Genomic DNA, 14,629 nt, shown 5'->3' on the forward strand with positions numbered 1-14,629 from the left:
CAAAATTCAAGATAATATAGTAAACTGATAAACTTGATGCTTATAATTTTAAATATTTTGTTAATTCTGAAATTTCAAAGCTGTTATTTATTTAGATTTGAATCACTAAAAACAAATTATATTATCTATGAAAAAACTTTTTGTTACGGGATTGTTGATTTTTAGCGCTTTGAACCTTATCGGTCAGGTTAAGAATCAAGTAAAGTTTACGGCTAAAATCGCTAATAGAAACAGTGATACATTAGTAATTAAGGGGAGAAATAATTTTAGACAAGTTATTCCAATTGATAAAAAAGGTGTTTTCGCAGCTTCATTTGAAGCTCCAAAAGGATTTTATGTGTTTTCTGATGGTATCGAATCTTCCAATATTTATTTAAAACCGGACTCCGAAGTCAACTTAACAATGGATGCCAAAGAATTTGATGAAACTATTGTTTATAAAGGAAAAGGAATTAATGAAAGTAATTTCCTGGCACAGCAGGCTTTAAAAGATGAAAAGTTTCAAAACGAAGCTTTTTCTCAGGAAGCTACTGCCTTTGCCACCTCGCTTGACACTAAATTGAAGGCGGATACAGAAAGTCTTGAGAAAGGTGATTTTGATCCTGAATTTAAGACTGCTCTGAAAAGTAGTTTCGAAGGTTTTTATCAATATGCCTCTCAGGAATATGAAAGAACAGCAAAGGCTAATAAAATGACAGGAAAACCTTCGCCTGAATTTGATTATGAAAATTTTAAAGGCGGAAAAACAAAACTGGCTGACTTAAAGGGCAAATATATTTACATTGATCTTTGGGCAACCTGGTGTGCGCCTTGTAGAGCTGAGATTCCGTACTTACAAAAGATGGAAGAGAAATATCATAATAAAAACATCGAGTTTGTGAGTATCTCTATCGATAAAGCAAAAGATAATGAAAAGTGGAAGAAATTTGTAACCGATAAAAAGTTGGGCGGTGTTCAATTATTTGCTGATAAAGATTGGGAGTCTGACTTTGTTATGAATTATGGTGTAACAGGAATTCCAAGATTTATACTAATTGATCCTCAGGGTAATGTCGTAAGTTCTGATGCATCACGACCTTCAGATCCAAAACTAGAAGAACAATTAAATACATTATTGAAGTAATTTATTTATAAAATCGATAACGTTATCGTAACATTTCTTTTTTTTGAAATTACAAGCAAAACCGGTGCCTGAGCACTGGTTTTTTTGTTTTTGCACTATTTTCAATGTTAAGTTTTTATTCAATGTTACCAAATTGTTAAGTAAAAGTTTTTTTAATGTAAACATTTGACTATATTTGATAAAGATTTCTTAACATTAATACCTACAGATATGAAAAAGAGTGTTATTTTGGCTGCGTTGTTGTTCTCAGGAATGTTAATTGCGCAGGAAACAAAACCTGAATTAGAAGCCGTTGGAAACACAGTGAAAGCTACTTATTACTATGAAAATGGTAAAGTGCAGCAAGAAGGCTTTTTTAAGGATGGTAAATTAGATGGTGTTTGGGTATCTTATGACGAAAAAGGAAATAAAAAAGCCGTTGGAGAATACACAAACGGAGTGAAAACTGGAAAATGGATTTTCTTTAATGAAGACAGTCTAAAAGAAGTAGCTTATGTTGACAGTAAAGTTAGCTCAGTGAAAAGTTTACAGAAAAATGCTTTAGCAAACAGAAATTAATTGATTGATTTCGACGAATTATAAAAAAACCGCTTTATTGAAGCGGTTTTTTTATGCTCTTTTTTTAGATTTTTTCCTGCGTCCAAACCAAATTATAAAACCCGTAACTGGTAAAGCCGAAGCAAGCAAACTAACGGTAAATGCTAAAATTTTTCCAGGTAGATCCAGAACCTGTCCGGTGTGGATACCGTAGTTCATTTCGACCACTTGTAATCCTAATGTTTTATTATCAAAAGTCTGACTCTTAATTAATTTTCCGTCTGATGGATGAAAGTAATAATTGCTCTGCTGATCATAGCGCAACGTATGCGGATAAGCACCCGTGCTCACAATATCTCCTTTTTGTTGCGGAATCATTATGAAAAACATTTCGGCTTTTGGTTGAAGTTTCTGGGTTTGTGCAAAAGCTTTGTCAATTGCTGTAACTGAATTTATTTTGAATTTTGTGGTGTCAATTACAGGAGTTTTGGTTTCAATCGCTTTATCTCCACCAAAATTAAAGGTTTTGTAAATGCCGTCGCCAACCCACTCATAGGTAAAAGTCAAACCTGTAATCGCTAGAATAAGTGCGATTAATGCAATGTAAAATCCGGAAGTATTATGCCAATCATAATTTACGCGGCGCCATTTGGCATTCCATTTAATGGTAAAACTTCTTTTAATATCACTTTTTCGTTTTGGCCACCACTGAATAATTCCAGAAATCAGCAATAAAACAAAAATGATTGTTGCGCCGCCGATGACGTGTTTTCCAATATAATCAGGCAAAAGCAAATACAAATGAATGTATTCGATTATAATAAAAAAATCGGTTTTAGGATTTTCGGTTTTTAAATATTGACCTGTATACGGATTAAAATAAAGATATAAGTTTTCTGTGTCCGAGTAAGTATAAACGATCGCCGAACGGTTTTTTCCGTAATAAGCCACCATACTTGTTTTGTTTTTTGGAACAATTTCTTTTGCTTTTTCTGCTAAAACTGAAGGAAGAAGAAAAGGTTTGTTTTGAGGTTCAACCAAACGCCATTCTTTTCGGGTAATGTCTTTTATTTCGTCGTGAAAACAGAAAATACAGCCCGTAATGCAGACAATAAAAACAATAAGCCCGGAAATTAATCCGAGCCATTTATGAAGAAAACGTATTTTCGTTTTGAAACTCATTTTTTAGAAAGAATTCTTTTTTCTGGCAAAAATACCATTAAAAGGCATATCGCTAGATGAAGTTCATTTATAATTGAACTTAAAATTTATACGTTATACTTCCCATAAAAGTTCTTGGCGCTTGTACATTTACAGTGGTATAACCATTAAAATAAAGTTCGTCTGTTAGGTTGTCTACTTTTAATGAAAGTCTGTATTTTGGCTGATCATAATATAAAGTTGCGTTTACGATAGAATAGGAAGGCAATACAAAAGTTTCAACATCTGCAGGATTTCCTGAACCCGTTGGGTTTCGGTTATAAACAAAAGTTTCACTACCAGAATTTCCTCCAATACCAAAACCTAATCCTCTTAGTTTAGATGTTTGTAAACTATAACTAATCCAATAATTAATTAGGTTTTCAGGGCCAGCTGTTTCAGGTCTTAAACCATTTACATCGGCATTCGCATTGTTTAGTTTGCTATCATTATTGGCATATCCAAAAATAAGATTTAAACCAGAAAACGGATTTGCAGTAACTTCAACTTCAAAACCTTTGCTTGTTTGGTTTCCGTCCTGAACATTTGTGTTAACCACTTGTCCTGCGCGAACAATATTTTTTACGTCAATATTATAGTAACTTAAATTGGCGCTAAGTTTATTTTCTACTATGTTTAATTTTAAACCAGCTTCAAATTGATTTGCTTTTTCAGGATCAAATTGTTTTAATTCCGGATTTCCGTTTACGTTGGCAAACAAGTAACCAATGTTTTTGAAGCTATTTTGGTAGTTTCCAAAAACAGCGACTTTGTCTTTTATGATTTGGTAAACAAGTCCAAGTTTTGGAGAAAAAGCATTTTGCGAAAAAGCTCCCGAATTAATATTGGTTGAAGGATCGTAAGTTCCATTATTCTTATAATGATCAAAACGTAGGGCAACAGATAAAATTAACTGATCCGTAATATTGATCACATCTGCAGCATATAAGCTATAAGTGGTTAAGGAAGTTATTGTTCTATACTGATAACCATTTACAAATAACGGCTCAATATTATTTGGATTGAAATTGTAATAATTAGAATTTGCTGCAGAATAATCGACAATGTCATAATCTGTTTTAAACGGATTGTTTGGATCGCCGCCAAGATATCCCAGACTGCTGTTCGTTTCAGATCTTAGAATATCACCGCCAAAAAGCAGTTGATGTTTCATTCCAAAAAGTTCTGTCTGCCCATTAAAGTTTTGTTGAAACTCGACAATATTGTCTTTTCCGACCATATTCCAGGCATTTCTAGACATTTTGTTGTTTCCTAACAAATAAAACCAGGCCTGAGGTCCGTCAGATTGATTGGCACTTGAACTAAAAATGGTCTGCGATTTCCAGTTTTCATTGATTTGATACTGCGCTTGTGCAAAAATATTAGCCGTTTTAGTATTCATCATGAATTCGCCGCCCGTAAAAGATCTTTTCCAATCTCTGGCAATTTCATTGGCATTATATAAATTGATGCTTTTTGGAGTTTGCCCGTACGGAATATAAGTAAATGCTGGCGATGATGAATTAACACTTGATAATTCGGCATCAATAGAAATTGCTAGTTTGTCATTGATTTTATACAAAAAAGAGGGAGCAAAAAAGTAACTTCTGTTTTTCCCGTAGTCCTGAAAAGTATTTGCATCATTGTAAGCCGCGTTAATTCGTAAGAGAGCGGTTTTATCATCATTCAAAGGCGTATTGAAATCGGCTGACAATCGGTTTAAACCATAACTTCCGGATTGATAACTGATGTCTCCTCTAAAAGTTTCTGTTGGTTTTTTGGTAACTCTATTAATTAATCCGCCGTAAGAAGTCAAAATACTTCCAAAAAGTGTTGCCGACGGGCCTTTTATACTTTCAATTCTTTCGAGATTCGCCGCATCAACACTATTCGTGATTTTTCCGGCAATTCCGTCTCTTAACAAACTTTGCGTAACAAATCCGCGTGAAGCGAAATAAGAACCACCATCACCAACTTTTCCGGTTGCGGCCCAAAGTTGATACAATCCAGGAACATTTTTTAAGGCGTCGTCTTGGTTGATAACCAATTGATCTCTCATCAAACTTTTAGTAACAACACTATAAACTTGTGAGTTTTCAAGATTTTTAATCTGCATTTTTGAGACAAAAGGACTCTCAGATTTATTGTATTTATTGATGTTTCCTTTAATAAAAACTTCTTCAAGTTCTTCAGTATTCGTAGAAATGGTGAAATTTTCTATAATTTCAGCTTCACCTTCAACAATAATTTTCTTTTCTTTTGAAGTGTGGCCAAGTGCCGAAACACGTAAAGTATAACTTCCTGAATTGATGTTCTTTATTTCGTATAAACCTTGGCTGTCGGTAAGAGCACCAATTTTAGTTCCTTTCAATTGAACGGAAACATTTTCTAACGGTTCGCCATTTACGGCCGTAATAGTTCCTTTTATAACAGTTTTTTGCTGTGCTAAAGCAGATGTTTGTGTAAATAATAAAAAACAAAAACAAATTAGCATTACCGTAAATTTCCCCTTCATTTTATTTAGAATAAATATTGATTGAGCAAAAGTAAGACTAATAGTTTATATGACCAATTGTAAAGTTTGAACTATAGGAAAAAAAATGTAATAAATTAAAAAGGCATTTTAGAGACTAATTTTCTTTTTTAGGTTTTAAATGATAAGCAACGTATAATGAAATGGAAGCCAGGAAAATCCAGAAAACATCAATAAAGAAAATCTGAATCTTGTTGTGCATAAATGATGTCCAAAACCATTCTCCTGTTATGATACCGTTTGTAACCGGAATTAAAAATCCTAAAATACTTCCCGAAATCAGACAGAATTTGTTTGTAAATGCGTCATTCTTTTTAATGATAAAGAAGACTGCCAATACAAGCCATCCGCCAAAATAAAGTGCGAATAAATTGGATTGCGTTAATGGATAGAAAATTTTGCTTCCGATAAAAGCCAAAGCAGTAATAGGATACATACTTAAACAAATTGCTAAATAGATTCGAACAACTGCTGCATTGAAACGTCTTTTCTTTTCCGGCAGATTGTTTTTTTGTCTCGCAACCAACCAAATCATAACTCCTGAAATAATTACAAAACATGTAATGATCCCTAGAATAAAACTTACGATTTTTAAAGCATATCCGCCATAATCACCAAAGTGGATTCGGTATAAAACATTTTTTACAACATCCAGATAATTGTTTTGAGATACAGGATCTTTTTTTGCAACCACTTTTCCGTCGGCAATTCGGTAGACAATTTTACCAATTCCTGTAAATTTTTTGTGGCTTAATAATTCGCCTTCCACTACAACATGCATGTTAGCATCGCCATAATTTTGAATAAAAACGCGTGTAATTTCGAAGTCAGACCAATTGCTTTTTGCTTTTTCTACTAGCTGGTTTACATTGAAAGGATTGGCTAATTTTTTGTTTTCAAATTTATAATCGGTATCGTTGTACTCCAGTTCTTTGTATAATTTATTCTCGTCTCCATCGTATAGGGCCATAACGGCGGGTGCAACGATTAAAAGTTTGATCATAAAAAAGGCACCTGTAACGGCATAAACAAACTGAAACGGAAGCCCAATCATTCCTAAAGCAGTATGTGCATCTGTCCAAAGTGTTTTTAATTTTTCTTTTGGACGGAAAATATAAAAGTTAGAAACAATTTTTTTCCAATGCAGCAAAACTCCAGTTACAATAGCAAATAAGAAAAATAAAGCGGTAAATCCGGAAAGGTAATATCCTACAGGATACGGAATCTGTGCAAAGAAATGCAGACGATATAATAATTCTCCCAAAGAATATGATTCTTCGTAAGTGTATGATTTGTAGTTTTTGTTGTCCAGATAGAAAAACTGCCCTTCTTTTTGTTTGGCTGGAGCCAAAGTATCTTTGGTGCCTTCCATATAAACGGCAACCCTATTTTCCAGAGAAGGTTTAGAAATAGTAATGTTTCTTCCGTCGAGAATATATTTTTTGTCAAGATGTTGTAATGCATCATTGTAGTCCAACTGAATTTCTCTTGTTAGTACTGTAGATTCACTTCTTTCCCAATTGATGATATCATCTCTAAAAAAAGAAAAAGATCCAGCGAAGAAAATTACAAATAAAACCACACTAATGACAATACCGCTGACAGTATGTGTGTGAAAATAGATATTATAATGACGGTTGTTCATAGGTTAATGCGCCGGTTGATTATAGGTTTGACCAAGATAAATGAAAAGACAAAAAAGCAAACTTAAAAGAATATAAATACCCCAAATTTTCCAACCGCTTTTCGCCAAAAAAGCAATTACCATAAGCGCTACCCAAAGAATAAATCCTGTAAATGCCATTGTCATTAAAATCGCTGCACGATTAAACCATGCAGCCAAAGCAAGATGAAAGGTAATTGATACAAAGTATCCTCCTAAAATTGCAGCGGTTATTTTGAGAAAACGAGGCCAAAAGGAAGGGGTTAAATATTTTGGATTTGCTGGCATAAGGTTAGTAAAGGTTTTTAGTTGTAATAAAGTTCTAAAATCGCGATAAAAATTAACAGCGCTAAAAGTGCTTTGCTGTTTACTTTTTTTAATGGAGTCAGAATAATTATAAGACTTCCAACGGTCATCAGCTGAATAAAAAACATCAAGGTGCCACAGCCAAGAGATTGTGTAAAAAGCCACATTGTGTAGGCCGAAAGCAAAAGTAGCAGACCGATAATTTTGGTTTGTTTTGGATTTTTCTGCATCCATTTTTCAAAACCCAAATCATATGATAATACCGCTCTTTTTGAGGTGTAATACAATGTGTAGAAAGCTAAAAAAACGATAAGACTGGCAATTGTTATCATAATCTTTAAAATTTAAAAACACCTTTCTGTAAAATCAGAAAGGTGTTTTTTATTAATTAAAATCTATAAGAGAAGCTTGCTACAGCGCTTCTTGCATCTTTTGGGTGTACTGTCGACCATCCGTCATAAATATCTTCATTTGCGATATTGTTGATTTTTAATGTCAAAGTATATTTTTCTGTTCCGTAAAAAATAGATGAATTCAATACAGTATATTCAGGAATTGTAAATACTCCGGCAACAGTTCTGTTCATGATTTTGTTATCACTTGCATAGTTACCACCAAATCCTAAACCAAATCCTTTTAGGTCACCTTCAACAAATTTATAACTTGCCCAAAGGTTTGCTAGGTTTTGTGGTCCAGCACTTTCTGGTCTGTGGTTTACGAAATCAGCTAAACCTTGTGTTAAAAGTGCGTCGTTATAGCTATATCCAAAAACGATATTAAGTCCTTGAACTGGGTTTGCTACGATTTCAGCCTCAAAACCTTTGTTTCTTTGGCCGCCATCCTGATAACTGATTGTAGTAGTTGCGCCATAATCAGTGTAAACCATATCTTTTACTTTTGTATCATAGTAGCTAAATGTAGCGTACAATTTATCGCTAAACACATTTAATTTTGTACCAACTTCAAATTGGGTAGCGTGTTCAGGTTTAAAAGTTCTTGGTTGTCTTGACCCGTCAGGTAACACATCAGTAATAGGCGATGGGTTAACAAATCCGTCCATGTAGTTTGCAAAAAGAGATACTTTGTCAATAATTGGCTGATAAACTAAACCAAATTTTGGAGAGAAAGTAGTCTGGTTGAAGTCGTCAGCTTTTGTTGTTACGTCACCAGTATTCATAAAACGATCCATACGTAAACTTGCCATTGCAGAAAGCGCAGGAGTAATATTGATAACATTAGAAACATATGCACTGAATGTTTCCTGTTTTTGTTTGCTGTTGTTCACTCCTTTATTTGCTAGTACAGAGTCAGCATGAGCTTTAGATAAAATTCCATTATCACCATCTGTAATATAACTTGCAGGATCAGTAATTCCGAAAACATCCTCATTTACAGTTTGCAAAGGATCCGAACCAATATAAATTAAGCTTTCATTATAAGCATAATCTGTACCGTTATCAATTTGCATTCTGTTGAAATAATCCAATCCGGCAACAATTCGATTTCTTAGATTACCGATTTTAAAGTCTCCGATGAAGTTTTGTTGAATATCGGTAGTTAACGTACTTGAATCATTATTGGTGAAAGATCTTCCCAATACGATTCCGTTCTTAATGTCTGGAAACAATCCGCTATTTGTAATCTCATACAAATAAGCATAATATCCTTGAGATTTTGTAGAGCTTCGCGCTAGTACAGTTTGCGAAGTCCATTGATCTGAAATTTTATAATTCATTTGCCCTTGAAGACTATACGAAGGCGTTTTAAGTGTTAACTCATTACTTGTATACGAACGTTTGTTATCATAACCAAGTTCGTCAATATTGTGAACTCTTAATGGAGAACTTCTGTCTAAAAACAACATAGTAGGATTTGTACTTTCGCTGCTTAGGAATTCCGTGTTAATTAAAAATGATAATCTGTCAGTTGCTTCGTAAGATAATGACGGAGCAAAGAAGAAAGATTTTCTAAAACCTGAATCCTGAAAACTATCTTCTGAATGATAAGCTGTATTTAGACGGAAATTGATTTTATGTTCATCGTCTAATGGAGTGTTTACGTCAGCAGTTACTCTATTTAAACCATAGCTTCCTGCAGTATAACTTACTTCGCCACCAAAATGGTCGTAAGGTTTTTTAGTTGTAATATTAATCAAACCACCGTATGAAATTAAACTACTTCCAAACAATGTTCCCGAAGGTCCTTTTATAACCTCGATTCTGTCAATATTTGCAGGGTCTAAACTTCCGTTAGAAAGTCCAGGTAATCCATTTATCATCGTTGGTTGTACAGCAAATCCTCTTAAAGAAAAATATCCTGCACCGTCTCCGCCACGTCCTGTTGAAGCCCAAAGTTGCGTTAATCCCGGAGCATTTTTAAGAGCGTCATCAATATTGGTAACAACTTGTTCTTTTAGAAGTTCACCAGTAATTGTAGTGTAAACCTGTGGGTTTTCAAGATTTTTAAGTGGCAATCTTGATACTTGTTGTGTTTCTTTACGGGCAAATGTGTTTTTTTTGCCAGTTCCGTTAATTACAATTTCATCTAATTGTTCTGAGTTTGAACTGATAGTGAAATTTTCTACTACTTCATCTCCGGCATTTAAAGAAATGCTTTTCTCTTTTGATGAATATCCAACCGATGAAACTTTAATTACATACGTTCCAGGTTTTAAGTTTTTAATCTCGTAATAACCTTTACTGTCTGTATTGGTTCCAATTTTAGTTCCTTTTAATACAATCGAAACGTTGTCTGCAGTTTCCTTATTGGTTAGATCGACTTGACCTTTAATTGTTGCTTTTTCTTGAGCTGAGATTGTCGTTGCAGCTAAAAGGAAAAAACAAAAACTCAAAAAAGAAATGGTAATTTTATATTTCATTTTTATTTAGAATTGATTTTAATAGCGCAAATTTAATTGATGAGCATCAACTATACAAGCTATTCTTATTTATTCTAAATAAAATATTTTTTAAATGGTAAAATTTACATTTCTTTAAAAAATTAACATCTTAAGCTAAAATTAAGCTAATCTTAAGCAAAAAAACCTGTTCAAATTAATGAACAGGTTCTTTATTATTGTTGAAAATTACTATAAATTACAATTCTAAAGCACGTTTAGCATCGCCATTCATCAATAATTCTACTGGATTTTCTAAAGCTTCTTTTACAGCAACCAAGAAACCAACAGACTCACGTCCGTCGATGATTCTGTGATCGTAAGAAAGAGCAACATACATCATTGGATGAATCTCCACTTTTCCGTTTACAGCAATCGGACGCTCAATGATGTTGTGCATTCCTAAGATTCCTGACTGAGGAGGGTTGATGATTGGAGTAGATAACATACTACCGAAAACACCACCATTTGTAATTGTGAAAGTTCCTCCAGTCATATCGTCAACTGTAATTTGACCATCACGAGCTCTTAAAGCCAATCTTTTGATTTCAGCTTCAATTCCACGGAAAGTTAAAAGTTCAGCATTACGAACAACAGGAACCATTAATCCTTTTGGTCCAGAAACCGCGATTGAGATGTCAGCAAAATCGTAAGCGATTTTGTAATCACCATCCATCATTGAGTTAACATCTGGATATAATTCTAAAGCTCTTGTAACTGCTTTTGTAAAGAATGACATGAAACCTAAACCTAAACCACCATGTTTAGCTTTGAAAGCATCTTTGTATTCATTACGAATTTGGTTGATTGGCGTCATGTTTACTTCGTTGAAAGTAGTAAGCATAGCCGTTTCATTTTTAGCTGAAACTAATCTTTCTGCTACTTTACGACGTAACATAGATAATTTTGTACGCTCAGTTCCACGGCTTCCTCCAGTTGGAGTTCCCATAGAAGGTACTGCATTTACAGCGTCATCTTTAGTAATTCTTCCTCCTTTTCCAGTTCCTGAAACTGAAGCTGGAGCAATATTTTTTTCATCTAATATTTTTCTTGCTGCAGGAGATGGAGTTCCAGCTGCATAACTTGCTGCTGCCGGAGCTGGAGCTGCTTTTGGAGCCTCAGCTTTAGGAGCTTCCGCTTTCGGTGCCTCAGCCGCTGGTGCCGCCGGAGCGCTTCCTGCTGGTTTTGCAGCATCTGTATCAATTAAACAAACTACAGCACCAACTGCTACTGTATCACCTTCTTCAGCTTTTAGTGTAATTACACCGCTCATTTCAGCAGGTAATTCAAGAGTAGCTTTGTCTGAATCAACTTCAGCAATCGCCTGATCTTTCTCTACATAATCTCCGTCTTTTACTAACCAAGTTGCAATTTCAACTTCTTTTATTGATTCCCCTGGTGATGGGACTTTCATTTCTAAAATCATCTTTGTTTTTGTTTAAGGTTTTTATGGTTTCAGATTTCAGATTTCAGGTTGTTAAACTTGAAACTTGGAACATGAAACTTGAAACAATTTTTTTTATTATCTGAATAAATTTTTATCGAATACCATTCTAATTGCATCTGCGTGACGACGTTTAGCACGTGTATAGCTTCCTGATGCAGGAGCAGAGTATGCTTTTAACGAAGCTAATCTCCATTTTACAAGATCAAAGTTCATTAACATAAAGCTGTAAGCTCCCATGTTTTTAGGTTCTTCCTGAGCCCAAACATAATCATCTGCATTTGGATATTGTGCAATGATTGCTTTGATTTGCTCCGCTGGGAAAGGGAATAATTGCTCGATACGAACAACAGCAACGTCATTTCTTCCGTTGTTTTCTCTTTCAGCTACAATGTCGTAGTAGAATTTACCTGTAACGAAAACTAAAGTTTTAACGTCTTTTTTGTTTACTGTAGTATCGTCAATTGTTTCCTGGAAACTTCCGTTTGCGATTTCTTCAACTGTAGATACACATCTTGGATCACGCAATAAACTTTTTGGAGAGAAAACTACCAATGGTTTACGGAAATTCGTTTTCATTTGTCTTCTCAACAAGTGGAAGAAGTTGGCAGGAGTTGTACAATCGGCAACATACATATTATGTCTTGCGCAAAGTTGTAAGTAACGCTCCATTCTTGCAGAAGAGTGTTCTGCACCTTGTCCTTCATATCCGTGAGGTAATAATAAAACAATACCGTTTTGGTTGTTCCATTTATCTTCTCCACATGAAATGTATTGGTCAATCATGATTTGAGCTCCGTTAGAGAAATCTCCAAATTGTGCTTCCCAAATTGTTAAGGCTTTCGGGTTTGCTAATGCATATCCATAATCAAAACCTAAAACCCCATATTCAGATAAAAGAGAGTTGAATACACCAAATTTCCCTTTTTTGTTTTCAATAGCATCTAAAAGAATTACTTCTTCTTCAGAATCTTCCACTTTTACTACAGCGTGACGGTGAGAGAAAGTTCCTCTTTCAACATCCTGACCAGAAATACGAACATCAAATCCTTCAGTCAAAAGTGAACCGTAAGCTAATGCCTCAGCAGTTCCCCAATCTACGGTGTTATTGTCGTAACCAGTTTTTCTATCCGTAACAATTTTAGTTATTTTATTGATGAACTTTTTGTCTTCCGGTAAAGTTGAAATTGTTTTGATGATAGAATCCAATCCTTTTTTGTCAAAAGTAGTGTCCACTTTTTGAAGCATTTGTGTATCAGTTACCTGAACAAATCCGTCCCATTCGTTTTTCATGAATGGAGTAATGATTGTTAAATCTTTTTTACGAGAAGCTTCTAAGTTTTCTTCTAATTGAGATTTGTATTGTTTTTCTAAACCGTTTACATAAGAAGCATCGATTACACCGTCAGACAATAATTTCTCTGCGTAAATATCTCTTGGATTTTTATGTTTAGCAATGATTTTATATAAAACCGGCTGCGTAAAACGAGGCTCATCACCTTCGTTGTGACCATATTTTCTGTATCCTAATAAATCGATAAATACGTCACGTCCAAATTGCATTCTGTAGTCTAATGCGAAAGATACAGCGTGTACAACAGCTTCAGCATCATCAGCATTTACGTGTAATACAGGAGATAAAGTTACTTTAGCAACGTCTGTACAGTAAGTTGATGAACGAGCGTCTAAGTAGTTTGTTGTAAATCCAACTTGGTTGTTGATTACAATATGGATTGTTCCTCCAGTTTTGTAACCGTCAAGTTGCGCCATCTGAATAATTTCATAAAGAATACCCTGACCTGCGATTGCAGCATCTCCGTGTACCGCAATTGGCAATACTTTAGAGAAATCGTCATTGTAATATTTATCTTGTTTTGCTCTAGTGATACCTTCAATTACAGCTCCAACCGTTTCTAAGTGAGAAGGGTTTGGTGCTAAATTGATGTTGATACTTTTTCCTGATCTTGTTTTTTTGTCAGCCGTAAGACCTAAGTGGTATTTTACGTCACCATCAAAATATTCCTGATCGTAATCTTTTCCGTCAAACTCACCAAAGATATCCTGAGTAGATTTCCCGAAGATGTTTGCCAAAACGTTCAAACGACCACGGTGTGCCATTCCCATTACGAATTGTTCAACACCTTTTTCAGCAGCTTGCTCAATTAAAGCGTCAAGAGCTGGGATGATTGATTCTCCACCTTCTAATGAGAAACGTTTTTGTCCAACATATTTAGTATGAAGGAAGTTCTCGAAAGATACCGCTTCGTTTAATTTATTTAAGATCGTTTTCTTTTCTTCTGTAGAGAAATTTGGCTGATTAACATTTACAGCCAATTTATCCTGAATCCATTTTACAACGCCAGGATTTCTGATATACATATATTCAATACCAATGTGCTGGCAGTAAATAGCTTTAAGGCGATTTACGATGTCTTGTAAAGAAGAAGGAACCATTCCAATTGTTTGTGCAGCATCAAAAACAGTCGAAAGGTCAGCTGTAGTTAATCCGAAGTTTTCGATGTCCAAAGTTGGAGATGAAGTTCTACGGTCACGAACTGGATTTGTTTTTGTGAATAAATGCCCGCGCGTACGGTATCCGTCAATTAATTTTAAAACGTTGAATTCTTTCTTTAGTTTTTCAGAAATCTGACTATAATCTGTATTATCGCTAGTCGCGTACTCAACGATAGTTTGCACTGGATTTTCGTCATTATATGTAGTCATTCCAAAGTCAAAACCTTGAAAAAAACTTCTCCAGCTAGGTTCTACACTGTCTGGGTTAACTAAATATTGATCGTATAATTGTGCAAAAAACTCGGTATGCGCTGCGTTTAAAAATGAAAACCTATCCATAATATTGAGTGAATATACTTTTTTGTTATATAGAAACGCAAAAGTACAACAATCGCATTTATTTAAATCTTTTT

General features: G+C 34.6%; 9 protein-coding genes. 2 read left to right on the top strand and 7 right to left on the bottom strand.

Annotated features, from left to right (window positions below; genetic code table 11):
* Positions 1–127 precede the first annotated feature (127 nt).
* Entirely contained in the window at positions 128–1,123 is a 996-nt protein-coding gene (locus BD847_RS09165; RefSeq protein WP_115887974.1) for a TlpA family protein disulfide reductase, read from the top strand.
* 210 nt (positions 1,124–1,333) lie between these two features.
* On the top strand, positions 1,334–1,681 hold the full coding sequence (locus BD847_RS09170; RefSeq protein ID WP_115887975.1) for a toxin-antitoxin system YwqK family antitoxin: 348 nt from the start codon (positions 1,334–1,336) through the stop codon (positions 1,679–1,681).
* 51 nt (positions 1,682–1,732) lie between these two features.
* Here BD847_RS09170 and BD847_RS09175 read toward each other — a convergent pair whose 3' ends face one another.
* The 7 genes from BD847_RS09175 to BD847_RS09210 form a co-directional block, all read right to left on the bottom strand.
* Positions 1,733–2,842 (bottom strand): PepSY-associated TM helix domain-containing protein, encoded by a 1,110-nt coding sequence (locus tag BD847_RS09175; protein WP_115887976.1) that lies wholly within the window; start codon positions 2,840–2,842, stop codon positions 1,733–1,735.
* Positions 2,843–2,921: 79 nt separating this feature from the next.
* Positions 2,922–5,375: a TonB-dependent receptor gene (locus tag BD847_RS09180; protein ID WP_115887977.1), complete on the bottom strand. Its 2,454-nt coding sequence runs from the start codon at positions 5,373–5,375 to the stop codon at positions 2,922–2,924.
* A gap of 115 nt (positions 5,376–5,490) precedes the next feature.
* Positions 5,491–7,038, bottom strand: a complete 1,548-nt coding sequence (locus BD847_RS09185; RefSeq protein WP_115887978.1) for a PepSY-associated TM helix domain-containing protein — start codon at positions 7,036–7,038, stop codon at positions 5,491–5,493.
* Between the two features lie 3 nt (positions 7,039–7,041).
* The gene (locus tag BD847_RS09190) at positions 7,042–7,344 is read right to left on the bottom strand and encodes a hypothetical protein (RefSeq protein ID WP_115887979.1); all 303 of its coding nucleotides are present in this window, start codon (positions 7,342–7,344) and stop codon (positions 7,042–7,044) included.
* A 406-nt stretch (positions 7,345–7,750) separates the two neighbouring features.
* On the bottom strand, positions 7,751–10,240 hold the full coding sequence (locus BD847_RS09200; protein ID WP_115887981.1) for a TonB-dependent receptor: 2,490 nt from the start codon (positions 10,238–10,240) through the stop codon (positions 7,751–7,753).
* A gap of 217 nt (positions 10,241–10,457) precedes the next feature.
* A complete protein-coding gene (gene odhB, locus BD847_RS09205; RefSeq protein WP_115887982.1) occupies positions 10,458–11,684 on the bottom strand; it encodes a 2-oxoglutarate dehydrogenase complex dihydrolipoyllysine-residue succinyltransferase in 1,227 nt (408 codons plus the stop codon).
* Positions 11,685–11,780: 96 nt separating this feature from the next.
* Positions 11,781–14,555: a 2-oxoglutarate dehydrogenase E1 component gene (locus BD847_RS09210; RefSeq protein ID WP_115887983.1), complete on the bottom strand. Its 2,775-nt coding sequence runs from the start codon at positions 14,553–14,555 to the stop codon at positions 11,781–11,783.
* Positions 14,556–14,629 lie beyond the last annotated feature (74 nt).

The sequence above is a fragment of the Flavobacterium cutihirudinis genome (assembly GCF_003385895.1).
GTDB classification, from domain to species: Bacteria; Bacteroidota; Bacteroidia; order Flavobacteriales; family Flavobacteriaceae; genus Flavobacterium; species Flavobacterium cutihirudinis.